Origin of the sequence: Paractinoplanes pyxinae, assembly GCF_026626335.1 — a bacterium.
Classification (GTDB): Bacteria; Actinomycetota; Actinomycetes; order Mycobacteriales; family Micromonosporaceae; genus Actinoplanes; species Actinoplanes pyxinae.
Window position 1 is genome coordinate 47,988 of the sequence record NZ_JAPNTZ010000008.1, and the last position, 23,626, is coordinate 71,613.

General features: G+C 70.6%; 23 protein-coding genes and 1 pseudogene. 12 read left to right on the forward strand and 12 right to left on the reverse strand.

Annotation, left to right across the window (positions count from 1 at the left end; all coding sequences use genetic code 11):
- Window positions 1-94 precede the first annotated feature (94 nt).
- Window positions 95-448, forward strand: coding sequence for a hypothetical protein (locus OWR29_RS22915; protein ID WP_267565198.1), 354 nt, complete (start codon window positions 95-97; stop codon window positions 446-448).
- Here the strand turns inward: OWR29_RS22915 and OWR29_RS22920 are convergent.
- Both OWR29_RS22920 and OWR29_RS22925 read right to left on the reverse strand, forming a co-directional pair.
- On the reverse strand, window positions 364-2,826 hold the full coding sequence (locus tag OWR29_RS22920; protein ID WP_267565199.1) for a M36 family metallopeptidase: 2,463 nt from the start codon (window positions 2,824-2,826) through the stop codon (window positions 364-366). The two genes, OWR29_RS22915 and OWR29_RS22920, sit on opposite strands and share 85 nt — an antisense overlap.
- A gap of 69 nt (window positions 2,827-2,895) precedes the next feature.
- Window positions 2,896-3,573 (reverse strand): hypothetical protein, encoded by a 678-nt coding sequence (locus OWR29_RS22925; protein WP_267565200.1) that lies wholly within the window; start codon window positions 3,571-3,573, stop codon window positions 2,896-2,898.
- Window positions 3,574-3,795: 222 nt separating this feature from the next.
- Between OWR29_RS22925 and OWR29_RS22930 the strand changes: the two genes are divergently transcribed.
- Window positions 3,796-4,017, forward strand: a complete 222-nt coding sequence (locus OWR29_RS22930; protein ID WP_267565201.1) for a hypothetical protein — start codon at window positions 3,796-3,798, stop codon at window positions 4,015-4,017.
- 9 nt (window positions 4,018-4,026) lie between these two features.
- Here the strand turns inward: OWR29_RS22930 and OWR29_RS22935 are convergent, their stop codons facing one another.
- Window positions 4,027-4,842: an AfsR/SARP family transcriptional regulator gene (locus tag OWR29_RS22935; RefSeq protein WP_267565202.1), complete on the reverse strand. Its 816-nt coding sequence runs from the start codon at window positions 4,840-4,842 to the stop codon at window positions 4,027-4,029.
- A gap of 320 nt (window positions 4,843-5,162) precedes the next feature.
- Here OWR29_RS22935 and OWR29_RS22940 point away from each other — a divergent pair, with 320 nt between their 5' ends.
- The 3 genes from OWR29_RS22940 to OWR29_RS22950 are packed head-to-tail and all read left to right on the forward strand — an operon-like array spanning window position 5,163 to window position 9,491.
- A complete protein-coding gene (locus OWR29_RS22940; RefSeq protein ID WP_267565203.1) occupies window positions 5,163-7,460 on the forward strand; it encodes an alpha-amylase family glycosyl hydrolase in 2,298 nt (765 codons plus the stop codon).
- 10 nt (window positions 7,461-7,470) lie between these two features.
- Window positions 7,471-9,255: a carbohydrate-binding module family 20 domain-containing protein gene (locus OWR29_RS22945; protein WP_267565204.1), complete on the forward strand. Its 1,785-nt coding sequence runs from the start codon at window positions 7,471-7,473 to the stop codon at window positions 9,253-9,255.
- A 17-nt stretch (window positions 9,256-9,272) separates the two neighbouring features.
- A complete protein-coding gene (locus OWR29_RS22950; protein WP_267565205.1) occupies window positions 9,273-9,491 on the forward strand; it encodes a hypothetical protein in 219 nt (72 codons plus the stop codon).
- A gap of 54 nt (window positions 9,492-9,545) precedes the next feature.
- Here OWR29_RS22950 and OWR29_RS22955 read toward each other — a convergent pair whose 3' ends face one another.
- Window positions 9,546-10,283, reverse strand: coding sequence for a siderophore-interacting protein (locus OWR29_RS22955; protein ID WP_267565207.1), 738 nt, complete (start codon window positions 10,281-10,283; stop codon window positions 9,546-9,548).
- Between the two features lie 30 nt (window positions 10,284-10,313).
- Between OWR29_RS22955 and OWR29_RS22960 the strand changes: the two genes are divergently transcribed.
- Window positions 10,314-10,991, forward strand: a complete 678-nt coding sequence (locus OWR29_RS22960; RefSeq protein ID WP_267565208.1) for an HAD family hydrolase — start codon at window positions 10,314-10,316, stop codon at window positions 10,989-10,991.
- Here OWR29_RS22960 and OWR29_RS22965 read toward each other — a convergent pair.
- Window positions 10,973-11,296 (reverse strand): hypothetical protein, encoded by a 324-nt coding sequence (locus OWR29_RS22965; RefSeq protein ID WP_267565210.1) that lies wholly within the window; start codon window positions 11,294-11,296, stop codon window positions 10,973-10,975. The two genes, OWR29_RS22960 and OWR29_RS22965, sit on opposite strands and share 19 nt — an antisense overlap.
- 33 nt (window positions 11,297-11,329) lie before the next feature.
- Here OWR29_RS22965 and OWR29_RS22970 point away from each other — a divergent pair, with 33 nt between their 5' ends.
- Window positions 11,330-11,872: a carboxymuconolactone decarboxylase family protein gene (locus OWR29_RS22970; RefSeq protein ID WP_267565211.1), complete on the forward strand. Its 543-nt coding sequence runs from the start codon at window positions 11,330-11,332 to the stop codon at window positions 11,870-11,872.
- 7 nt (window positions 11,873-11,879) lie between these two features.
- On the opposite strand, the gene OWR29_RS22975 is transcribed toward OWR29_RS22970, so the two are convergent.
- A complete protein-coding gene (locus OWR29_RS22975; RefSeq protein ID WP_267565212.1) occupies window positions 11,880-12,773 on the reverse strand; it encodes a GNAT family N-acetyltransferase in 894 nt (297 codons plus the stop codon).
- 105 nt (window positions 12,774-12,878) lie between these two features.
- Window positions 12,879-13,466: a TetR/AcrR family transcriptional regulator gene (locus tag OWR29_RS22980; RefSeq protein ID WP_267565213.1), complete on the reverse strand. Its 588-nt coding sequence runs from the start codon at window positions 13,464-13,466 to the stop codon at window positions 12,879-12,881.
- Window positions 13,467-13,540: 74 nt separating this feature from the next.
- Between OWR29_RS22980 and OWR29_RS22985 the strand changes: the two genes are divergently transcribed.
- Window positions 13,541-14,176 (forward strand): NAD(P)-dependent oxidoreductase, encoded by a 636-nt coding sequence (locus tag OWR29_RS22985; protein WP_267565215.1) that lies wholly within the window; start codon window positions 13,541-13,543, stop codon window positions 14,174-14,176.
- A gap of 72 nt (window positions 14,177-14,248) precedes the next feature.
- Here OWR29_RS22985 and OWR29_RS22990 read toward each other — a convergent pair whose 3' ends face one another.
- On the reverse strand, window positions 14,249-15,028 hold the full coding sequence (locus tag OWR29_RS22990) for a hypothetical protein (RefSeq protein WP_267565216.1): 780 nt from the start codon (window positions 15,026-15,028) through the stop codon (window positions 14,249-14,251).
- A 105-nt stretch (window positions 15,029-15,133) separates the two neighbouring features.
- Between OWR29_RS22990 and OWR29_RS22995 the strand changes: the two genes are divergently transcribed.
- A complete protein-coding gene (locus tag OWR29_RS22995) occupies window positions 15,134-15,838 on the forward strand; it encodes a DUF4232 domain-containing protein (RefSeq protein ID WP_267565218.1) in 705 nt (234 codons plus the stop codon).
- Window positions 15,839-15,923: 85 nt separating this feature from the next.
- On the opposite strand, the gene OWR29_RS23000 is transcribed toward OWR29_RS22995, so the two are convergent.
- Window positions 15,924-17,060: a DUF4386 family protein gene (locus tag OWR29_RS23000; protein ID WP_267565219.1), complete on the reverse strand. Its 1,137-nt coding sequence runs from the start codon at window positions 17,058-17,060 to the stop codon at window positions 15,924-15,926.
- Between the two features lie 41 nt (window positions 17,061-17,101).
- Here OWR29_RS23000 and OWR29_RS23005 point away from each other — a divergent pair.
- Window positions 17,102-17,251, forward strand: a pseudogene (locus OWR29_RS23005) (TetR/AcrR family transcriptional regulator); the annotation flags it as partial.
- Here OWR29_RS23005 and OWR29_RS23010 read toward each other — a convergent pair.
- Window positions 17,248-18,348, reverse strand: a complete 1,101-nt coding sequence (locus OWR29_RS23010; protein ID WP_267565221.1) for a GGDEF domain-containing protein — start codon at window positions 18,346-18,348, stop codon at window positions 17,248-17,250. The pseudogene OWR29_RS23005 and the gene OWR29_RS23010 sit on opposite strands and share 4 nt — an antisense overlap.
- A 126-nt stretch (window positions 18,349-18,474) precedes the next feature.
- Here OWR29_RS23010 and OWR29_RS23015 point away from each other — a divergent pair, with 126 nt between their 5' ends.
- Window positions 18,475-20,367, forward strand: a complete 1,893-nt coding sequence (locus OWR29_RS23015; RefSeq protein ID WP_267565223.1) for a Na+/H+ antiporter NhaA — start codon at window positions 18,475-18,477, stop codon at window positions 20,365-20,367.
- Here OWR29_RS23015 and OWR29_RS23020 read toward each other — a convergent pair.
- On the reverse strand, window positions 20,364-21,338 hold the full coding sequence (locus OWR29_RS23020; protein WP_267565225.1) for a hypothetical protein: 975 nt from the start codon (window positions 21,336-21,338) through the stop codon (window positions 20,364-20,366). The genes OWR29_RS23015 and OWR29_RS23020 overlap by 4 nt on opposite strands.
- A gap of 96 nt (window positions 21,339-21,434) precedes the next feature.
- On the opposite strand from OWR29_RS23020, the gene OWR29_RS23025 reads away from it, so the two are divergent.
- Window positions 21,435-23,060, forward strand: a complete 1,626-nt coding sequence (locus tag OWR29_RS23025; protein WP_267565227.1) for an MFS transporter — start codon at window positions 21,435-21,437, stop codon at window positions 23,058-23,060.
- Here OWR29_RS23025 and OWR29_RS23030 read toward each other — a convergent pair.
- On the reverse strand, window positions 23,052-23,510 hold the full coding sequence (locus tag OWR29_RS23030) for an EVE domain-containing protein (RefSeq protein ID WP_267565228.1): 459 nt from the start codon (window positions 23,508-23,510) through the stop codon (window positions 23,052-23,054). The genes OWR29_RS23025 and OWR29_RS23030 overlap by 9 nt on opposite strands.
- Between the last annotated feature and the right edge of the window lie 116 nt (window positions 23,511-23,626).

Here is a 23,626-nt window from a genome sequence, read left to right on the forward strand (position 1 = left end):
GGTCGCCGCCCGCGCGATGTCGCCCAGCGGACTCCGCCTCCGGGATCGTCCGGACTTGTCGTCCGTCCCCCGGCGACCGGCCGACACTCGATCCATGGAGTGGGACGCGGAGGTCGAGGTCGTCGCCGACCTGGAGCCGGGGCAGATCGGCGGCATTCTGGCCGACGCGGAGGACGTCGTCGCCCAGTACGAGCCCGCGGGCCGGGTGCTGCGGCTGCGGCACCGGCTTCGTGCGTCGCACTACGGCGCGGCGCTCGTCGAGGCGGGAAGCTGGCTCACCGGGGAGGCGCTTCCGGCCGTACGGCGGGAGGCCCGCGCCGGCCCGGTGCTCAGACTCACCGTGGCGGCGCGGGTCGAGGGCGGTCAGCTCACCACCCGCAGGGACGGGCCGGATTCGACGGCGAGGATTTCGTACGGGGTCAGGATCACGCCGCCGAGCAGGTGGTAGCGGCCCGGTGGGGGTGCGGCGAACTCCAAGGTGGCCTCGCCGCCGGAGCTGTCCGGGGGCAGGTGGCCCACGGCGGTGGCGACGACCCGGGTGTCCAGCGAGTCGGCCGAGGTGGCGACCACGTGCGCTATGTAGCCGGCGCCCCGGGCCTGGTCGGCGCCGGCGCCGGTCAGGGCGAAGCTGATCGTGGCGGTCAGCCGGCCCGGCTCGTCCTCGTCGTCGAAATCATCCCCGGAGGACCAGGGGGACGAGGTGGACGGAGAGCCGGTCGGGGCGAACGTCAGGTTGAGTATTTCGAGGCTCAGGTCGCCCGGTGGCGGACCGGCCGCCACGACCGGCTCGGTGGTCTCGACGAAGTACTGCACCTGGCGACCACCGTCGGGTTGGGCCGGTTCGCGGCCGTCGGCCTGGGCCACGTGGTGCTCCCGCACCTCGCCGTCGGCGTCCAGGAGCACGGTCACCAGATAGATCGGCGCGGTGGCCGGGGCTGCCTGTGCGGCCGGCGGCTCCGGTGCGCCCACGACCGGCGTACTGAAATCGGCCTGGATGCCTTGCAAGCGCGCGCCCAGCGACCGGGCGCCCGGGCCCATGCCGAAGCGGGCGAACGCGGCCCACACCGCCTGCTCGGCCTCGGCCCGCCGGTCGCCTGTCAGCAGGTTCCTCAGAGCGGTCAGGATCGCGTCGCGCATGTCGAGGAAGCCGGGGTTGGGGCGGGACAGCTTGAGCGCGTCCATCACCAGGGTCAGCGCCAGCTGCGGCGAGCCGAGCCGCCGGGTCATCTCCATCAGCGTGGCGCACCAGACCTCACCGACCTCGTGCACCTCCCGGTACTCGATGCCCAGGCGGCCGAAGTGGCCCGGGTGCTTGTCGTCGTAGCGGTGGCCGCGGATGCCGCCCGGCCGGTCGACCACCCAGGCGGCGACGACGTCGGTTCCGGTGTGCACGCAGGCGAAGTAGTCGCTCCAGCCCTCGCCCATGCCGGCGCTCTGCGGCTCGTCCAGCGCGTGCGTGTCGAGGCCGCCGCCGACCAGCCGGTTGGTCACGCCGTGGGCGAACTCGTGGAAGACGACCGACGCGTCCAGCGCCGTGTGCCGGTCGGTGGTGGTGACCAGGCCGAGCCGCAGCACCGGGCTGGTGCCGTCGACGGGGGTGAGCATCGTGGCCGTGCCGGGGACGCTGTGCGGGTACACCCGGGCCTCGACGGGATCGGTGCCGGCCCCGCCGCGGCCGAGGCTGTCGCGCTGGAAGTTGCCCTCGGCCTCGGTGAAGCCGAGCAGGTAGAAGAAGTCGTGGGCCGACGAGGCGAGCGCGAACGCGTTGACCACCCGCTGCTCGGCGCTTTTCGGGTCAGGGGCGAAGACGCCGTCCGGGCCGCCGCGAACCGGTGGCTCCGCGTCGCCCACGTGCGCCACCACGTTGTTGCCCGTCGTCGCGTCGCCCGGCAGCCACGGGTCGGGGAAGCCGTCCGGCAGGCCGGGCGGGGAGGCGAGGTCGTAGTCGCTCAGTGCCCGCGGGAAGGGAATCCGTTCCCGCTCACGGCCGCCGTCGATCAGGAAGACGTCGCCGGCGATCGACAGCACGGTCTGGTGGGCGTAGAGCACTGTCGCGTCGCCGGCGTCGACCACCACGACGTAGCTCTGCACGTGGTCGGGCAGCGTGACGTTGATCCGCCAGCTGAGCCGGGTGTCGCCGGGAGCCAGCGGGAACCAGACCAGGCCGGCCGTGATCGGCTCGGCGAACGGGCCGGGGTCGAGCACGGTCGTACGGTCCTGGGCCCCGGCCAGAACCGTCGAGACGCGCGGCGTGAAGTCGCCGACGTCGACCGCGGGTGGGTCGAACGGCTGCTGGAACTGGTCGTACTTGCCCAGCTCGTCGGGATCGGGCCGGGCGACGTGCCGGGCGGCCGCCAGCACCGCGTCCTCCACACGCACCCGCGGCTCGGCGATCAGCGACTCGTCGATGGTGACGCTGCTGCCCGCGGTCGAGGCCAGCGCGCCCGACGGGTCGAAGACCACCGCCTGGGCGGCCTGGAAGACCGGGATGCCCTGGTGCTGCTGCCGCAGATGGACGGTGTGGGCGCCGGCGCTGGTGGTCTGCACGACCGGGTCGGGCACGAACTCGGCCGGCAGCACCGGCGTCAGCCCCAGCAGCGGCCCGACCGACCGCAGATGCGCGAGCGCGCGGGCGGCGTAGTTGCCCTGTTCCGGCTCGCCGCTGGCCAGCTCGACGCGCGCCGCGTTGCCGGTCATCCGGTCGAGCGCCGCGACGCGTGCGGTCTGCTCCCCGGGCAACGCTTCCGACACCGTACGGGCCAGCGTCCGCAGCCGCTGCTCGTCCGGCTCCGCGACCGGAGTGCGGAGATCGACTTCCCGGCTCATGGAATCCTCCCCCTCTTCGGCCGGTCGCCCGGCGTCCGCGGGTGCGGGCGCCGGGCGGCTGGATGGTGGTTACTTCGGGTAGACGAGGTACCGCAGCGGAATGTTCTCCTGGACCCGGCCGGTGTCGGCGTCGACGATGGTGCTGGCGAACGCCGCGTACGGCTGACCGAAGTTGAGGATGTCGGCCGACAGGTTGGCCTCGAACAGCGCCGGCTTGCGACCGGGGTACGCCGCCTGGAACCAGAACTCGAGAAGCGTGAACGGGGGCGCCGGCGACGAGAACCGGTCCTGCCGGAAGTCGTCGGGGCCGTCGGTCACGTTGGTCAGGTTGATCTGGTCCATGCTGACCCGCCAGCGACGCCCGCTCAGCTGCACGGTCGGCGGCACGGCGAACCCGTTGACGATGTCGATCGTCGGGTTGACGAACATCACCGCGTAGATGACGGCCCACTCGCCGCCGGCGATGATCTTGCTGGGCTGGTACGGCGGTGGGCCACCGAACTGAATCGGGGTGAACGCATACAGGTCGAAGGCCACGTACGGCCCGACCGTGGGCTCGCCCAGTTCGGCGCCGCCGCCGCGCAGCGCGGCCTGCCGGCGGTCGAGCCGGCTCTCCATGCTCGCCCGGAAGCGGGAGAGCAGATCCTCGCCCGTCGTCCCGGCCTTCTCCCGCACGTCGTCGGGGGGCGCGACCGGCGCTACGGTGCCGGAGCTTACGGTGATCTCGTCTTTGGTGGTCGTGGTCATCGGGGAGCCTCCTCGTGGCCTTGCTGCCCGCTTGCCTTACCGGGCGACTCTCGCAACGGGCGCTTAAGCGGCATGGTCCGGCGACTTAGCCGCGGCGGCGGTCACGGTTAAGCGACTGGCACACGGCCGGAGTTTTGGGGCGGTTTCCGGCGGGAATGACACCACTCCCGGGACTCGGGGGCCCCGCCGAGTGACCAGGAGACGACAGTGGGTCCACACGAGATGATTGTGGTCAAATCGGGCGAGTCCGGCTCCGAGGAGTGGAACTGCCCCAGTTGCGGGCGGCGCCTGCTGCTACGGTGGCCGCCCCGCTTCGAGCGGGTCGTCCTGCTGCCGGGCGACGACCGGGTGCTGCACGTGGGCGGCCGCAACGAGGCGCCGAACGCCGGCCTCACCGAGACCGAGCGCACCTGGCTCGGCGAGCACGGCATCCTCTGGGACTAGGTTTCCAGCTCAGACCGGTTCGTGCCGCCGGATGCGGTGGTAGAGATCCTGCGTCTCCGGGCTCGGCTCGACACCGAGGTCCCGCGAGAGTGCGGCGACGCAGGCCCGGTGCTGCAGCAGGGCCAGGTGCGGCTGCCCCTGCCGGCTGTGGCAGTGCATCAGCCGCCGGTGGGCGGCCTCCCGGCAGGGATCGCCCTCGATGACGCGGGCGCAGAGGCTCGCGGCGGCGGCGTACCGCTCGGCGTCGAACGACAGTGCGCTGAGATCGTCCAAGGCGTCGACGTGGGCCAGGCGCAACTGCTCGCGAAGAAGCACAGGCCATTCCTCGTACGGGCTGTCGGCCAGAAAATCGCCTCGGTAGAGCCCGTCCGCCATCTCGAACTCGCGGATCGCCGCCTCCGCCCGGCCGGCCAGATGCAGCCGGCGGGCCTGGTGCAGGTGCCGGTCGAACTCGTCGACGTCGAGCCACAGGTCCACGTCGCGGTCGAGGCCGTAGCGGTTGCCGCCGAAGACGATGATCGGCCGGTCGGTGACCGTGCGCAGCGCACGCCGCACGCCGTGCAGGGCGACGTTCAGGCTGTTGCGCGCCGCCTCCTGCGTGGAGCCGGGCCAGAAGACGTGCATCAGCCGCTCGCGTGACGGCCACGGGTTGCGGTGGGTGAGCAGGTACGCGAACAGGGACTCGTTGCGCCCGCCGTGCCAGAGGCCGGCCGGGACGCCGTCGAGAGTCACCAGGTACGGGCCGAGCACGTGGACCGCGAGCAGCGGCCGAACCGGCCCGGGCTTCTCCGCTGTGAGCAGACTGGACCGGGACTGATCATCCATGCGGCACCTCCGGGGCTGCCACCCACCACGCTACGAGCACTCCGCCGTCCGGCACCGGTCGGATCAGGGACAGACCCGGTTGCACGATCGGACCGAGTTAAGAACGTAAATCTCTGCAAGCCCTTCCACCCCCTGCAAGCGCTTGCTATGGTCCGTTCCAATGTGAACGCGGGATTACGTCCTCGTCACCGGATTCGTCCCTGGTGGTAGAGGTGCCGCGGTTCCCATGCAGCGAAACCTGTCGTTGAAACCCCAGGTCGTTGGAGGAACCCGTGCCCCCACCCCGATGGCTTCTCGCCGTCCCCCTCAGCCTCGCGCTGGTGCCGGTCGCAGCCGTCGCGGCCACCACCGCGACCGTCTACTACAAGCCGCCGCCGGCCTGGTCGACGGTGAACATCCACTACGCGCCGACCGGCGGATCGTGGACGTCCGTGCCCGGCCTTCCCATGGATGCAGCCTGCACCGGCTGGTACCGCAAGGACCTGGACACCGGCTCGGCCGCCGGACTGCAGATCACCTTCAACAACGGCGCCGGCACCTGGGACAACAACTCGGGCCGCAACTACAGCACCGGCGTCGGGACGGTGGCCATCAGCGGCGGCGCGGTTTCTTCCGTCGATCCGTGCACGAACACACAACCACCCACCACGCCGCCGCCTGGTAATAACCCGGCCGTGACGAGCGGGCAGATGCTCGGCGGCGACCCGCGCAAGGAGAGCATCTACTTCGTCATGACCGCCCGGTTCGCCGACGGGGACAGCAGCAACAACCGCGGCGGCAGCCAGAATGTGAAGTCCGGCAACGCGGCCAACAACGACCCGATGTTCCGCGGCGACTTCAAGGGCCTGATCGACAAGCTCGACTACATCAAGGGCCTCGGCTTCTCGGCCCTGTGGATCACCCCGGTCGTGCTGAACCGCTCGGACTACGACTTCCACGGCTATCACGGCTGGGACTTCCACCGCGTCGACACGCGCCTCGAGTCCCCCGGCGCCGGCTATCAGGATCTGATCGACCAGGCGCACGCCAAGGGCATCAAGATCTTTCAGGACGTCGTCTACAACCACAGTTCCCGCTGGGGTGCCAAAGGCTTGTTCGTCCCGAAGGTCTGGGGCGCCCAGGACGGCCAGTGGGACGCCTTCTACAGCACCAAGGTCGAGGGCAAACAGTACGACCCGCTGGACGAGAACGCGGCCGGCCGCACCTACAACGGCGACCTGTGGAGCACCAGCGAACCGGCCGGCAACACCTGCCGCAACTGGGGGACGCCGACCGGCCAGAAAAGCGCCGAGGGCTACACAGTGCACAACTGCCAATGGCCGTCGCCGACCAGCGGCATGTTCCCGGCGAGCCTGTATCACCAGTGCTGGATCGGCAACTGGGAGGGCGAGGACGCCCGTTCCTGCTGGCTCCACGAGGACCTGGCCGACTTCAACACCGAGAACGCGACGGTGCAGCAATACCTGATCGACGTCTACAACCGCTACATCGAGATGGGCGTCGACGGCTTCCGCATCGACACCGCCGTGCACATCCCGCGGGTCACCTGGAACCGGCGCTTCCTGCCCGCCATCAAGCAGAAGCTGACCCAGAAATACGGCGCGCAGAAGGCGAACGACTTCTACGTGTTCGGCGAGGTGGCCGCCTTCGTGCACGACAAGTGGAACCGCGGCTCGGTCAACCACTCCGCGCAGTTCTTCACGTGGAAAGAACGGCGCGACTACAGCGCCGAGGACACCCAGGCCGCGCTCGAGCAGTACAACTACGAGAACACCCAGGGCCCGGCCGGGCAGCCGACCTCGACCAACGCGTTCCTGAACGGCAACAGCTATCACGCACCCGACCGCAGCCAGTTCAGCGGCATGAACGTCATCGACATGCGCATGCACATGAACTTCGGCGAGGCGTCCAACGCGTTCCACAACGGCAAGGACACCGACGACTCGGTGAACGACGCGACCTGGAACGCGGTCTATGTGGATTCGCACGACTACGGGCCCAACAAATCCTCCGTACGCTATGACGGCGGCACCGACGCCTGGGCCGAGAACATGGCGCTGATGTGGACGTTCCGCGGCATCCCCACGCTGTACTACGGCTCCGAGATCGAGTTCCAGGCGGGCCAGCCCATCGACTGCGGGCCCACCTGTCCGCTGGCGACCACGGGTCGCGCCTATTACGGCGACCAGATCGCCGGCTCGGTGACGGCCGCCGATTACGGCGTCGTCAGCAGCGCGAGCGGCGCGGTGGCCACCACGCTGGCCAAGCCGCTCGTGAAGCATGTGCAGCGGCTCAACCAGATCCGGCGCGCCATTCCGGCCCTGCAGATGGGCCAGTATTCCACCGAGGGTGTCAGCGGCAACATGGCCTTCAAGCGCCGCTACACCAATGGCGGAACCGACAGTTTCGTTCTCGTCACCATTTCCGGCAGCGCCACCTTCACCGGCATTCCCAACGGCGCCTACACCGACGCCGTCACCGGCGATGTCAAGACCGTCACCAACGGCACCCTCGCCGCCTCGGCCGGCGGCAAAGGCAACCTGCGTGCGTACGTCCTCACCCTCCCCGGTAACCCCGCCCCCGGCCAGGTCGGGCCCGCAGGCCCGTACCTGAAGTAAGGAGAAACCGATGAAAAGACTCGCCGCACCGCTGATAGCAGCGTTGCTGGCCGCGGTGACCGCGGTCGTCGTGATCGGCCGGCCCGAACAGGCCGACGCCAAGCCGGACGCGAACCCGGGCGCCCGGGACGTGATCGTGCACCTCTTCGAATGGCCGTGGGCGTCGATCGCCTCCGAATGCACGAATGTGCTCGGGCCGAAGGGCTTCGGGGGCGTGCAGGTGTCGCCGCCGCAGGAGCACGTCGTGCTGCCGGGCGCGGGCTACCCGTGGTGGCAGGACTACCAGCCGGTCAGCTACAAACTGCAGACCCGCCGCGGCGACCGGGCCGCGTTCGCGAGCATGGTGAGCACCTGCCACGCGGCCGGGGTGAAGATCTACGTCGATGCGGTGATCAACCACATGGCGGGCGGCGCCTCGACCGGCACGGGCTCGGCCGGAACCACGTACAGCCATTATTCGTACCCCGCCGTGCCTTTCGGGAACGACGACTTCCACCACTGCGGGCGCAACGGCAACGACGACATCGCCAATTGGGGCGACCGGTGGGAGATCCAGAATTGTGAACTGGTCGACCTGAGCGACCTCAAGACGGAAGCCGAGTACGTGCGCGGCAAACTGGTCGCGTATCTCAATGATTTGATTTCGCTCGGCGTCGACGGCTTCCGGGTCGACGCGGCCAAGCACGTTCCGGTGGCCGATCTGCAGAACATCTACTCGCGGCTGAACGGCAACCCGTACGTCTTCCAGGAGACGATCGAGGGTGGGGCCGGCGAGCCGAGCCCGACCGAGTACACCGGCATCGGCGACGTCACCGAGTTCCGCTACGGCGACGTGGTCGGCAACGCCTTCCGTGACGGCAACCTGCAGAACCTGCAAAACCTGCCGGGCCAGATGCTGCTGGCCGGCGGGGACGCGGTGGCGTTCATCGACAACCACGACACCCAGCGCAACGGGCGGGCGAAACTCACCTACAAGGACGGCACGAACTACGCGCTGTCCGAGGCGTTCATGCTGGCCTACCCGTACGGCACGCCGTCGGTGATGTCGTCGTTCACCTTCAGCAACCCGGACGCCGGGCCGCCCGCGAGCTCCAACGGCACGACGACCGCAGTGAACTGCTCGTCCGGCTGGGCGTGCGAGCACCGGTGGCGCACGACGGCCAACCTGGTCGCCTTCCACAACGCGGCGGCCGGCACGGGCGTGACGAACTGGTGGTCCAACGGCGGCAACCAGATCGGTTTCGGCCGCGGCTCCAACGCGTACGCGGTGTTCAACCGGGGCGGCTCGCTGAACCGCACGTTCAGCACGTCGCTGCCGGCGGGCACCTACTGCGACGTGGCCAACGGCGACTTCGCCAACGGCAGTTGCACGGGTACGTCGTACACGGTGAACGCCTCCGGCCAATTCACCGCCACGGTCCCGGCCAACGGCATGCTGGCGCTGCACATCAACGCCCGCGGCAGCGGCACCGGCCCCACCACCCCGCCGCCCACCGGCTGCACCACGGTGGCCGTCACGTTCGCCGCCAACGCCACCACCGTCTGGGGCGAGAACGTCTTCGTGCTGGGCAACCGGGCCGAGCTGAGCAACTGGACCACCACCGGCGGCGTGGCCCTGTCGTCGGCTACTTACCCGGTCTGGCGCGGCACGGTGAACCTGCCCGCCAACACCGCCATCGAATACAAGTACGTCAAGAAGAACGGCTCCACGGTGGCCTGGGAATCCGGCGCCAACCGAACCCTGAACACTGGCTCCGCCTGCACCCTGACCGTCAACGACACCTGGCGGTCCTGACTGATTGACTGGACCGCATGAGGCGGTCCCCAGCTTTGGTCACGCTCGCGATGCTCGTCTCCGGCTGCGCCGCCACGCAGCCCGAGGCGAGCATCGCCCAGTCCGGCATCGTGGGCTGCGCCGACCAGGCCGTCTGGGGCTCCGTCGTCGCGGTCACCGACGGCCGCGCGACCAACGCCTGGGAGGCCGCCGGCCGCCGGCACGACCCACGCTGCGACGACAACCCTCACGGCTGAAGCAGGTCGAGGAAGCCCCAACCGCCGCTCCTCGACCGGTCGCGCGTCACGCCGTCAGTCGTCGCGGCCGGCGCCGAAGCCGGGGCGGTTGGGGGCCCACTGTTGCTGGACTCGGATGGCGTGGCGGTTCCAGCCTCGTTGTTCGACCAGGTGGCGTTGGACCAGGCGGCACGTGTCGCTTTCGCCGGCCAGGTAGGCGGCTCCGGGGCCGGCGGGCAGGTCGAGGTCTTGGACGGCGCGCAGCAGAACGCGTGACGCCACGGCCGACGTACGGCCGCGGTGTACCCAGGGCATAGGCGGGAGGCCGTCGACGTCGGGGACCTCGTCGCCCGGGTCGGCGGTCTCGAAGACGCCGTGGACTACGGCGGCGCCGCGAGTGGCTCGGTGCAGCGCGGCCCGCATGGCCAGCAGCGGCACGGCACCCGTCTCGTCGCCGATGAACACGTGGAACCGGGCCGACTCGTCCACGGTGATCTTGGTGCGGGGCGGTTCGAGGGTCAGGCGATCGTCGGCCGCGACCGAGAGGGCCCACGCGCAACCCGGTCCCCCGGCGTCGTGCACGGCCACGCGCAGCACCAGCAGCGACGAGCGCGGATCGTGCCGCCAGATCGAATACACGCGGCGGGCAAAGCCGCCGCCGTCCGGCACCCGGGCCACAACATGGGCGCCGGGTCGCAGACGGAGGCGAGCAACGTCCGGTCCGACCAGCTCGATCTCGCGCATGTGCGACGTCAGCTCGCGCACCGCCCGCACACGCGTGGGCAGAGCAGCGGCACGCCGGGCGAACGTCACCGGGCGACCCTAACGGATAGGCTGACACCGATGCCTACCGTCCGTGGAGTGCTGTTCGACGCCGGTGGTGTGCTGACCCGCCCGGTCGGCGGCCGCTGGAACCCCCGCTACGACTTCGAGTCCATCGTCCGCGCGCATCACCCCGGCGTGCGGCAAGACCTTTTCCCGTACGCCATCACGACCGGCCAGACGTTCCTCGACGCCGGCACCTCGACGGCCGACCGGACCGACTACCACCGCACGATGCTGAAGGAGCTCGGCATCGACGACCCGTCGGCCGCCCTGCTGGAAGAGCTGGAGGCCCCGGCGGCCGGCCCGGTCATCGAGCTCTACCCCGACGCCCGGCCCACCCTGGAGCGTCTGCGGGCGGCCGGCCTGCGGATGTCCATCGTCTCCGACAACTGGGCCGGCCTCGAGGCGACGTTCGCCGGCCTGGACGTCGCCCACTACTTCGAGGGTTTCGCCATCTCCGAGGTGCTCGGCTGCCGCAAGCCCGACCCCCGCATGTACGCCGAGGGCAGCCGCCTGCTGTCCCTGCCGCCGTCGGCCTGCCTGTTCATCAACGACGACCCTGAGCTGGTAGCCGCCGCTCGCGATCTCGGCTACCACGGCGTCACTCTCGACCGCTCAGCCACCCACTCCTCGGACGGCGTGATCCGCTCCCTGGACGAGCTGCTGCCCGAAGTCCGTCACACGGGATCGGTGTAGGAGACCGGCTTGCCGGCGGCTTCGGCGTACGCGATCTCTTTGCTCGTGGATTCGCCGACGTACCCACCCGGGTTGACGATCAGAACCCGGTCGGCCAGGTCGATCTTGCTCAGGTGCAGGGCGCCCAGCGCGGCCTTCTGCTCGTCGGTGAGCGGCGCGTCGGCTTCGTGACCCGGAGCGCGGGAGAAGACGCCCGGCGCGAGCACGATGACACCGGCGAGGGTCAGCTCATGGTTCGCCGCGCCCATCTCCGCCGCGAAACGGGTGGAGCCACAGATGCAGACGATCTCCGGTCGGTCGGGCACGCCTGACCCTACCGCCTCTGCCAGGATGGGGTGGTGGCGTACATCGATCTTGGCGTGGACGAGACGGCCGATCCGGGGATCCGGGGGCTGCTCCGGTACCGGCCCGAAACCGGGCGGCCGCTGATGGAGTTGGCCGAGGTGCTGCTGCGCGGCCCAAGCACCTTGAGCCGCGGCGAGCGAGAGCTTATTGCGTCGTACGTGTCGGGTCTCAACGACTGCGGCTACTGCACCAATTCACATGGCGCCTTCGCCGCCGCGCAGCTCGACGAGGGCCGGCCGCTCGTCGAGCAGGTGCGCGCCGACCCGTCGTCGGCCCCGATCTCGGACAAGCTCAAGGCACTGCTGCGGATTGCCGCCGCCACGCGTAACAGCGGCCACGACGTGACCCCGGATCTGATCGCTCAGGCCCGCGAGGCCGGCGCCACCGACGCCGAGGTCCACGACGTGGTGCTGATCGCGGCCGCGTTCAGCATGTTCAACCGGTACGTCGACGCGCTCGGCACCCTGGCCCCCGAAGACCCGGCTCCGTACGAGGCAGCCGCTCCCCGCATTGTGGAGAACGGCTACCTCGCCTGACGGACTATTACGAGGCGACCAGCCGCAACGCGAACCGGCGGTAGCCGAGCCGCTCGAAGGACGCCACCATCGGCGCGTTCGTGCTGTCGGTGTCGGCCCGGATCGAAATGCCACCGTCCGAGGCCTCGGCGATGATCCAGGTGATCTCGGCCAGCAGGTCGTCGGCGTAGTGGTGGCCCCGCTGGGCGGGCACGACGCCGACATAGCCGACCACCGGGCCGCCGTCGTTGGCCGACGGCAGGGCGCAGCCGACCAGGGCGCCGCTTTCGTCGTACGCGAGCCGCCACCACTCCCTCGGGCCGCGCATCGACTTGTAGTCCTCGACGTCCTCGAGGGCCTGGGCGTGTACGCCGATCCGGGCCACGCCGGCCCGGGTGGCCACGTCCAGGCTGCCCACCGAGATCTGCTCGAAGGCGTCGACGAACGCCTCGTCGGTAGCGGGCTCGAATGTCAGGCGGGTCGTGCGCTCCGGAAGGGGTTGCGCGCTCGTCCACTCGTACCGGAAACGCTCGGTCAAGGTTTTGAGACCGGCCTCGTGGGCGGCGGCGAGGCGGAGGGTGATCGCCGGGTCGTCGCGGTGGGACGGCACGGTGAAGATGTGGTACTCGGTGGGTTGCGGCACCTGGCGGATCAGGCCGGCCCACATCGGGACGGGATCGGTGACGCCCGGCGCGGCCCACAAGCCGTCGAGGGCGAGCGGCTTGTCGCCGTCGGGGAAACCCCACCAGACGGCCAGACCCACGGGCTCATCACCGTCAAGGGCGAGCCACGTCCATTCGCGGCGGTAGCTGCCGCTGTCGAGGTACGCGGCGAAACGCTCGCGCGTGGTCGTGTTGACTGACGGTTCGGTCAGACAGGCAAGGATGAAGTCGAGGTCGGACTCGACCATGGTGCGGAACAACGAGGCCTCCTGGGCGTCGACGATCGAAGCGTGAACATGGCCCCTCCTTCCCTCCTCGATTGCTGTGGCCGGATCCTGCCCGAGCGCCGGCCGCCCGTCACGCGATTAACGCGGCGTGAGGCCGGACAGGACGGTTCTGATCAGCGCGGTCGCGAACGAGTCGAGGTCGGTGGTCTGCTCGGTGAAGTGGCCTAGGAAAGCCCGGTGCTGGCACGCGCCGAGCACGGCCAGGGCGGCCGCCGAGGGGTCGGCGTCGTCGTCGAGGCGGCCGATCTCTTGCTCGGCTTGCAGGTACGCGGCAAGCACCAGGCCGGGAACCTGCGGACCGGCGCCGCGTTCGCGCAGGACCGAGCGGTGGGCCGCCAGCAGCGCCGGCTCGGAGAACAGTGACGCGGCCATCGGGAACGCCTGGTCGTAGAAGTCGCAGGCGGCGAGCACCACCTCACGCAGCACCGTCGCGATCGGCTCGGCGCCGACCCGGTCCGAGAGCCCGCCCAGCACCGTGACCAGCGTCGTCGGCCCGCGCTCGCCCAGCACGGCCAGGAAGATGTCGGTCTTGTCGCGGAAATGCTTGTAGAGCGCCGCCTCGGACAACCCGGCCGCCCGGGCGATCTCTTTGGTGGTGGCCCGGGCCAGCCCGCGGTCCCGGATGACCTCGGCGGCGGCGGTGACGATGCGGTCGCGCGTGCTCAACAGCTCTCCTTGACACGGTGGTGAGTGCTCACTAACTATAGAGGTTAGTGAGCACTCACCAACCGGAAGAGACCATGAAACTCACCGTGTTCGGAGCTACCGGGGGCACCGGCATCCAGGTCGTACGCCAAGCCTGCGCGGCCGGCCACGACGTCACCGCCGTCGTCCGCGATCCCGCCCGACTGTCCCTCAAGTCACCGACGCTGCAGGTCGTGCAGGCCGACGTCATGGATCCGGCCGCGATCGCTGCCGCCGTCTCCGGCCGCGACGCCGTCGTCTCGGCCATCGGCCCGCGCGAGGGCCGCGCCCCCACCTCGGTCTGCGCCGACAGCGCCCGCGCCATCATCGCGGCCATGCAGCAGCAGGGCACGACCCGCCTGGTCGTGGTCAGCAACAGCGGCATGCACGTCGACGACCAGGACGGCGCTTTCGTCCGCGCCGTCGTCAAGCCGCTGCTGGGCCGCTATCTCAAGCACGCGTACGCCGACATGCGGCGCATGGAGGAACTGGTCGAAGCCTCCGCCCTCGACTGGACGATCATGCGCCCGCCCCGCCTGACCAACGCCGCCGCCACCGGCTCCTATCGCACCGCCCGGAACAAGAACGTCCGCGGCGGCAGCGTCATCGCCCGCGCCGACCTGGCCGCCGGAATCCTCGCCGCCCTGACCGACGACGGCACCGTCCGCGCCGCCGTCTCGATAGCCCGCTGACCCTCAGGCGCAGCGGGAAGCACGTCCGTTCAGCGGCTCGCTGAGCCTCAGGCGCACGAGACGCACGCCACCTCAGCGGCTTGCTGAGCCTCGGGTGCCGGCGGGCCGGGCGCGCAGCTCCGGCACCCGCGCGACCGCGGACGGGGCGCCGAGGCCGTGGTCGACGGACAGCAGCGACAGCAGGCGGACCGGCCGGTTGCTCTCGGCGGCGGCCTGCAGGCGGTGGTGGCCGTCGAGCAGGAAGTGGGTGAGCGCCCAGTGGGAGTAGTAGTCGGAGCCGTGATCCATGGCGGGCAGGCTGACGTCGAGGATGGACACAGCCACCAGGGGCGCGATGTCGTCGGCGGCCAGGTACTTCTCGACCTGGGCGCGCTCGTTCCAGCTGGGCGGGACCATCGGCACCACGAACTCGTAGAGGTGGGCGTCGTCGTCGATCACCGTCTCGAAGGTGCGGTAGTACGGCGTACGCGGATAGACCGGCAGCCCCCAGAACGACTCCAGCCCCCAGGTCTCGACCTGCTCCTCGGCGAAGTAGTCGCCGGGCCGTGACGGCTGCACCAGGCGCGGCTCGACCTCGAGCAGCAACGGCTGATAGTCGCCGCGCGGCAGCAGCGCCCCGAACGCCTCGATCGGGTCGTCGCCCTCGGCCGAGAACGTCTCGGTCGAGCCTTCCTGCCGCTCGAACAGGATCTGGCAGGTGCCGCACCAGAAGGACAGCTCGAACGCGGGCTTGTCGTCGACGAACAGCAGCCGCCGAGGATCGGACCGGTCCTCCTCTTCCTCGTCGGAGAAACGCAGCCGCGGATGGTCGGCGTCGCCCAGGACGCGCACGGGCTCGACATTGAGCAGCACGCGCCCACCCTAGGGCCAATTCGCCCCGCCCGCAGCGGCCCTGTGGACAGAGCGCTTTTGTGGATAACTCCGCCGGCCGTCCCGGAACCGATAACCTTTCGCGCCATGGACCCGCACGAGCCGCCATCGGCCCCGCGCAACGGCCGGCCGTCGGGGCCGATCGTTCGCCACTGGCGCAAGGCCAACGCGCTCGCGCTCCTCGTTGTCGTGCTGCTTGCGGGTTGCGCGACCACCCAGCCGTACGCCACCACGCCCGCGACGAGTCAAGCCGGCACCACGCCGACCTGCCCGGCCGAGGGCGTTCAGCTGCGCACCGACGACGTCGACGCGGCGATGGGCCTGCGAGCGCTCGGCATCACCCTGATCAACTGCGGCCACGCGCCCTACCAGGTCGACGACTATCCGAGGGTGCGCGCCCTCGACGAAGACCACTCCCCGCTGAACGTGACCGTCCTCGAGGGCGTCGGCGACATCGCCCCCGGCATACCGATCGCCGGCGCCACACCCCAGCCGCTCGTGCTGCAACCGGGCGAGCGCGCCGGCGCGGCCGTCGTGTGGCGCAACAAGTACGACGACATCCGCGAGCCGCCCGTCGACGTCGTCTACCTACGGATGGCGCCGCAGCTCGGCCGCCCGGCGCAACTGCTCGAACCCGAGGGCGGGCTCGACCTGGGCAGCACCGGCCGCCTCGCCGTCAGCCCGTGGGTCCCGCTCCCCGAGAACGGTCCCTCTCCCTCTTGGACGCCCCCGAATTCGGCCGCTCCGGAGGTGTCCGCGCCCCCGCCCACCGAGGAGCCGCCCTTGCTCTGACGCGCCCGATCGACGCTGCTCGCGGGTGCAGCCGAGCCACCACCCGCGGCGAGCCGAGCCGGAGGGGCCGACACCGGCGGCCCGGTTAGTGGGAGCGGACGACCAGGGTCTTGGCGGCCATGTCGCCGAGGCGGCGGCGACGGTCGGAGTTCATGACGATGAGGAAGCCGACCAGGTAGGCGAAGATGCCGTCGATCAGGCGCAGCAGCGTGCGGACGAAGCCGGACAGCAGCCCGGGGCGCCCGCCGGTCTGGGCGTCGATGACGCGGATGCCGGTGACCCACTTGCCGACCGTGAGGCCGGCCAGGCCCTCGAACAGCGTGTAGTACAGCAGCACGATCACGCTGAGCCAGGCCGTGCCGGTGTTGTCGAACTGGGTCAGGCCGAAGCCGGAGTCGGTGCCCTCGACGTCGAACGCGTTGACCAGCGCGGCGTTGATCAGGCTGAAGATGAGGCCGTCGATGATGGTGGCCACGACCCGCCGGCCCGTGACCCGGACCTGCGGGGCGCCCGCTGCGTACGTCATGGCCCGATCATGCCGGAAAGCGCCGACCGCATCAGCCCTGAAACTCTCGGCCGGCCGGCGGCGGATGCCGATGATCAGCAGGTAGCCGACCATCCACAATTCCCCCACCGTGGCCGGGTAGGCGAGCACGTCCGAAACCACGGCCGTGCCGGGCGCCGCGTACTGCAGGAAGGCACCGAGCACATACCCGACGCCGCCCACCATCAGGATCCAGCCCAGCGCCCGCGGCATGCCCGCACGCAGCGCGCACCATCCCATCGGAATCAGCCACAGCCCGAAGAACAGCCCGCCGACCGACCACAGTTGCTCACTCACCACGTACAGCGTCTGCACGGTGGCCGCCGCGTCACCGAACGGCGCCCGGGACACCTCGAGCGCCCCGCCCAGCAGCGCCCCGCTGACCAGCACGGCGACGGCATTGATCAGACCGAATGCCGCAATCTCACCGGCGGCCACGGGTGCCACCGTACGGAACAAGCGGAAGAACCAGACGGCAGCCAGCGCCTGCGTGACCACCAGCAGCAGTTCGAGCAGCACACCCACGCGAGTGAGCGATTCGTGGGCGACCAGATGGGCCAGCGTGGCGCTCGGATCGCCCGCGTCGAACAACTGCGGGCGGACGACCAGATAGCCGAGCCCGCCGAAGACGGCGAGCCCCAGATAGAGGATTCCGGTGACACGGGCGGTGCGGATCATGCTGCGCCATCCGTGGATGCCCGGCCTGCTCAGTTCGCGCCGCAGCGTTCCTGCCGCACATCACCGCCATGGTCGCGTCGGAGATCCACGCGGCGAGCGACCCCACGCTCGGCTGGTGCGACAGTCAGACCGAGTTCGCGTTCACCCTCGACCTGCTGCTGGACGGCCTGGAACGCCTCAAGGACAGCTAAGCCACCCAGGCGCGCTTGGCCCGGTGGCGCTGTTTGGTGCGGTACATGTCGGCGTCGGCGGCCGAGGCCAGCTGGGCGAAGTCGGTGCAGCAGGCGCCGTAAGCGTGACCGATGCTCGCCCCCACCTGGTACGGGCCGCTGCGGGTCTCGATCGGCTCGGCCAGCGCCCGGTGCATCCGCTCGGCCGTGGCCCGCAGCATCTCGTCGACGCCCTCGCCCGTGGCCACCAGCACGAATTCGTCGCCGCCGGTGCGGGCCAGCAGGTCGTCCGGGCGCACCAGCGCGGCCATGCGCGTGGCCGCCGTACGCAGGACCTCGTCGCCCGCGTCGTGGCCGCCGGCGTCGTTGACCGCCTTGAAACGGTCGAGGTCGATCACCATGACGCCCACCTCGCCTTCGGAGCGGCCGGCCAGCTCGTCGGTGAACGCCCGCAGAAGCGAGCGGTTGGCCAGCCCGGTCAGCGGGTCGTGGGTGGCCGCGTGGTGCAGGCGGGCCCGGCTCTCGGCCAGCTCGTGGTGCAGCCGGGCGTGGTGCACGGCCATCGAGGCGTGCTGGGCGAACAGCTCGAGCATCTCGCGCTGCACCGGGCCGGGGCGGCGGCCGTCGGTCGGCAGGTCGACGCTCAGTATGCCGACGAGCTCACCGGTCGGCGACGTGAGCGGCGCGAACAGCATGTCCTCGGGGTGCCAGCCGCCGGGGTCGGCCGGGACAGGCAGCGCGTCCGACGTCCAGGTGATCATCGCGTCGGGCATGTCGTTGTTGTGGTCGACGAAGTACAGCGACCCCCACTGCTCGGCCTTGGCGAACAGCTCGTCCCAGTTGGCGTGGGTGGTCGTGGTGCCGAGCAGCGAGCGGCGGATGTCCTCGGTGCCGTCGACCGACACCACCGCGAAGTCGCCGCCGGGCTGCAGCACGTTGACCACCGCGACCTCGAAGCCGGACGCCTTGGTGACCCCGTGCACCACCGCATCCATGGTCGCCGTGAGGTCGAGGCTGGCGTGCACCGCCTTGCTCACCTCGTGCAGCGTCCGCAGGCCGTCGAGCTGCGCGAGGGCGTCGGAGAGCTGCGACGACAGATCCTCGATGCTGGTCAACACGCTCCCCTTCTTCCGGCCCCCAACCCACGGATCTTATCCGCCCCGGGCCGCAGTGAAAGGCAGGTCTCAATAGGCGCAGCTCACAGACTGTGGCGAGGCGGCCTACCGCGTGCTTGGGTGTGATCCGTGAGCGACGCCATCGATCTCAGCGACTCCAGCAAGACCACCCGCTGGCGGCACCGGGTGGGCACCCCGCTGCGCGACTTCCTGAGCACCGAGGCGGGCAGCGCCGGCGTGCTGGTGGCGGCCATCGTCGCCGCGCTGATCTGGGCCAACGCGGCCGAGGGGAGCTACGAGTCGTTCTGGCACACCGAGCTCAGCCTCGAGTTCGGCAGCCGGGGCATCGCGCTCGACCTGCGGGAATGGGTCAACAGCGGGCTGATGACGCTGTTCTTCCTGGTGGTCGGGCTGGAGGCGCGGCGCGAGTTCGACCTCGGCGACCTGCGCGACCGGCGGCGGTTCGTGCTGCCCGCGCTGGCCGGCATCGTCGGTATGGCGCTGCCCATCGGCATCTTCCTGGCGTTCAACCACGGGCACGCGGGCGGGGCGGGCTGGGGGGCGGCCATGTCGACCGACACCGCGCTGGCGCTGGGGCTGCTGGCGCTGGTGGGGCGGCACGTGCCGGTGCAGGCCCGGCTGTTCCTGGTCACGGTGTCGGTGGTCGACGACGTGGTCGCGCTGATCGTCATCGCGGCCGCCTACTCCGACGACATCCGGATGGCGCCGCTGGTGCTGGCGATCGCCGCCTTCGCGCTGACGCTGGTGATGGTGCGGCTGGGCGTGCGCAGCGGCTTCGTCTACCTGCCGGTCTGCCTGGTCGTGTGGGGCGCGACCCTCGAGAGCGGCATCGACCCGGTGGTGTCGGGCCTGGCCATCGGCCTCGCCGCCGCCGCGTACACACCCGGTCGCGACGACCTCGAGCAGGCCAGCGACCTGTTCCGGTCGTTCCGCGAGCAACCCACCCCCGAACTCGCACGGTTCGCCCGGCTCGGCCTGCTGAAGTCGCTCTCCCCCAACGACCGGCTGACGCGCACCTGGTCGGGTGTGTCGAGCTACCTCATCGTGCCGCTGTTCGGCCTGGCCAACGCGGGCATCGCGATCGACGCGGGCTTCCTCGGCGACGCTCTGGCGTCGCGGGTCACGCTGGGCGTCTTTTTCGCGTACGTGGTGGGCAAGCCACTAGCCATCACCGGGGTGTCAGCCCTGGTGACCTATTTCAGCCGGGGCCGCATCCGCCCCGGCGCCGGCTGGGCGTCGGTGCTGGGCACCGGCACGATCGCCGGCATCGGCTTCACCGTGTCGTTCCTGATCGCCAACCTGGCCTTCGAGGAGCCCGAGCTCTCCGAGGCCAAGCTGGGCCTGCTGCTGGCCATCCCGGCCGCCTCCCTGATCACCTGGACGGTCTTCTTCGTGACCAACCGGCTGCCGCGGCCGAAGAAGGCGGTCGCGCTGCTGGGCGACGTCGAGGAGCTGACCGACCTGATCCCCGACGTCGACCCCGACCGGGACCACGTACGCGGCCCGGCCGAGGCCTCGGTCACGCTGGTCGAGTACGGCGACTTCCAGTGCCCGTACTGCGGCCGGGCCGAGCCCATCGTCCGCGAGCTGCTGACCGACGACGACCTGCGCTACGTCTGGCGGCACCTGCCACTGACCGACGTGCACCCGCAGGCCCAGCTGGCCGCGCAGGCGGCCGAGGCGGCCGGACTGCAGGGCAAGTTCTGGGAGATGCACGACCGGATGTTCACCCAGCAGGACCACCTGCGGATCGCCGACCTGCTCAAGTACGCCGGCGAGCTCGGCCTCGACCAGGACAAGTTCCACGACGACATGATGCAGACGACCTGCAAGGACCGGATCACGGCCGACCTCGAGTCGGCCGACCTCAGCGGCGTCTCCGGCACACCCACGTTCTTCATCAACGGCCGGCGGCACTACGGCTCCTACGACGTCCAGACGTTGAAGGAGGCCATCCGCGTGGCCCGGGTGCGCGCGAAGATCGCCGCCAAGCGCCACTAGCTCAGGCGGCTCCCCGCCGGGACCGGTGACGGGAAGCCCAGGACCGCCAGCTTGCCGCGCACCTGGTTGCCGGCCTCGCAGTCCTCGGTGCAGGCGGTCGGCGGGTTGGCCACCTCGGTCGCGTCCTCGCCGGTCACCATGCCCATCCGGCCACCGCTGGCGACGTCCCAGATGCTCGTGCCGCCACAGTGGTCCTTCGTCTCGGTCAGGCCGAGCGTGTTCGTGAAGTCGGGGCCGCACTCCGGCTGCGGCACCCGGGTGGCGACCTGGGCGCTGTCGCGCAACACCAGCTTCGGAGCGGCGTCACTCCCGATGTTGACGCGCGGGGTCACGCGTACGCAGGAAGGCCCGGCCGGACCGGAGGCCGGGTCCACACAGCCGGAGCCCAGCCACTGACCCAGCTTGGCCCGGAAGTTCGGGTTGTCGTAATAGAAGGCGGAGCCGGCCAGGGTGTGGGTGATCCGGGTGGCGGCGCCGTCCCCGCGCTCGGGCTCCATCTGAAAGATGCCGCCCTGCGCGCAGTCCTTGGCCTGGATCTTCATGGTGAGCCCGCTCGGCCCGGTGCGCGAGATGACCATGTCCTCGTCGCGCAGCTCGAGGCTGATCCCGCTGGTGAGGGCGAGGCCCCGGTGGTCCGGCACCTTGCTCGCGTAGACCGGGGTGAGCCGCCCGCCGGTCATGTCACCGGTGTTGGCCGCCCCGGTAAAGGCGTAGTCGTAGATGGCGAAGGTGGCCGGGTCGATGCTGAACTGCGTGTACTTCCCCTGCACGGTGAACCGCCCGGCCGGCGCGGCCACGGTGCCGCGGAACCGGTCCTTGGCCCCCTTCTTCCCGAGTACGGAGTAACTGCCGCCGGTGCAGAATTTGGAGCTGGCCGCCTGGGCGGCAGGCTGAGCCACCACCGAGACCAGCGGAACCGAGACGGCCAGGGCGGCCATCGCCGCGAAGCGCTTCGAGCGCGTGATCGACATGCCCCGGACTCTCGCCCCCGGCCGCCTAATCACGCGTTAGTTGATGGTTAAAGCAACGCTAAGCCGCGCCGGCCGGGCGCCCATAGAGTCTCCGGTGTGGAGCGAGTAGCGGGGGCTAAGGCGCGGGAAGCGCGGACCTTACTGTCGGCGGCACTGGCCAACGGGCCGCGGGAGCTGCTCGACTTTTTGTTGCCGCTGTGGGCCGGGGCGGCGCTCGGGGCCAGCGCCACTGAGGTGGGGGCACTCGTGGCGGCCGAGCTGGCCGTGTCGGTGGTGGCGCGGCCGGCGGCGGGCTGGCTGGCCGACATCCGGGATCGGCGGTGGGTGGCGGCGGCCGGGGCTCTGCTCTACGCGGCCTCCTGCCTGGGGTACGCGTTCGCGGGCGGGTTGGGCGTCGCCTTCGGCGCCGCGGCGATGGGCGGCGTGGGCGGGGCGTTGCTCTGGGTTTCCGTACGAGCCATGGCCGGCGAGAGGCTGGCCGACGACAGCGCCGTCTATCCGAAGCTGACCGCGGCCGAGGAGAACGGCGCGTGGATCGCCTTCGTGGCCGGGTTCGCGGTGCTGCAGGCGGCCGGCTACCGCTACGTCTTCCTGGCCTGCGCGGCGGCGTGCGTCGTCGCGGCCGGGGCCCTGCTGAGCGCGCCCGCCCGAGCCGTTCCGCCGGCGCCTCCTTTGCCCGGCAGCACCTTGCGACGCCTGCGGCCGATGCTGCTCGCCGTCGTCATCACCATGACGGCCGAGGCGGCGATCGGCCTGCTGCTCCTGCTCCATCTGCAGCGGCGCTTCGACCTGGAGATCGTCGAGATCGCGTACGTCTTCCTGCCCGGCGCGATCGCCATGGCCCTGCTGCCCACGTGGCTCCACCGCTTCGTGCTGCGCCACGGCCGCACGCGCGTGCTGGCCGCGGCGTCGGTGTCGTCCGCGGTCTTCGCGGCCGCCCTCGCGTGGGCGCCGCATCCCGCGGTGATCGCGGCACTGTGGATCCTCAGCGGGGTGGCCTGGGCCGCCGTGATCCCCATCCAGCAGGCCGTGATCGCCGAAGCCTCGGGCGCCCAGGTCGGCCGGGGCATGGGCGCGTACGAGGCTGCGGTCCTTCTCGGCAGCCTGATCGGCTCCCTGGCGGCGGGCGCCCTCTACGACGCCGGGCCGTGGGCCCTGGCCTGCGCCCTGTCCGCCGCCGTCATCCTCTCCGGCGCCGTCCTGGTCCCCTGGTCCGTCCGCGCCGTCGGCGTGCCTGACTTCCCACCACCGCCGCCGCCCGCCGCCGCGCCCGCCCAGGAAGTCACCGCGCCGAACACCCAGCAAGCCGGCCCGGCACCCGCCCAGCAGACGGACTCACCGCTCGCGCAACAAACCGGCCCTGCGCCCGCCACACAGGCCGACCCGCCGCCCCCGCAAGGAGCCGACTCCGCGTTCAACCCGGCTCCCGCGCCGGAAGGCGAGCCGGCGCCCGAAGCGGAGGCCGTGCGGGAACGTCGCCGCTCCCCGTACCGCAAGTTGGCCGAACACGCCGCGCTCTACACCGTGGCCCAGATCGTGCTGCTCATCCTGGCCGAGTCGTGGCTGCTCGAACTCGTACGCGGCAGCGCCGACGCCCTGAACGGCACCCGCGAGGGCGGCGCCTCGTTCCTGTACGGCGCCGGCCGCATCTGGACCTTCATTCTGATCATCGACGTCGTCTGGACCATCGTCACGGCACGCCGCGCCGCCAGGTCACGCTGATTCGGGAAGAGGTTCCATCGCCGACAGAATGGTCGCGAAGTCGTCGCCGGGGATGGTGAAAAGGCCACGACGAAACGGCAGGCCCCAGTGGGTCGGGTCGGCGATGAAGGACAGCCGCTCCGCGAGCGGCTTGGCCTCCGGCCGCCGCCGGCAAGCATGGAACCGCGCCGCCAGCCGCCACGGGCGAAAGTCCTCACTGACCCAAGCCTGATACGGCTCGTCGCCGGTGATGGTCGCCCAAGCCGTGAACTGCCGGACAGGCTCACCCCCGTGCAGGCTGGTGCGAGGCGAGTAGAAGATCATCTCGTCCCCCGGCTGCGGCCGGCCCAGACGTGTCCGCGCGCCGTGGTCCGCCTGCGTGAAGCCTCCCTTTGCGGCGGCTTCCACGTGGTCCAGGCTGACCGTGTTGATCCAGAACCGCTGCTCTCCGGCGGCCGGGCCCTTCGTCATGTGCGCTCCACGGTTGAGTCCAGTGCGTGTCAGTATACTGACACAAGCAAGCGTCTCGCGTATGAGCCGTGGACTCTCGACGATGGAAGCCGGCGCGGCCCGCCGGTTGACTTGAG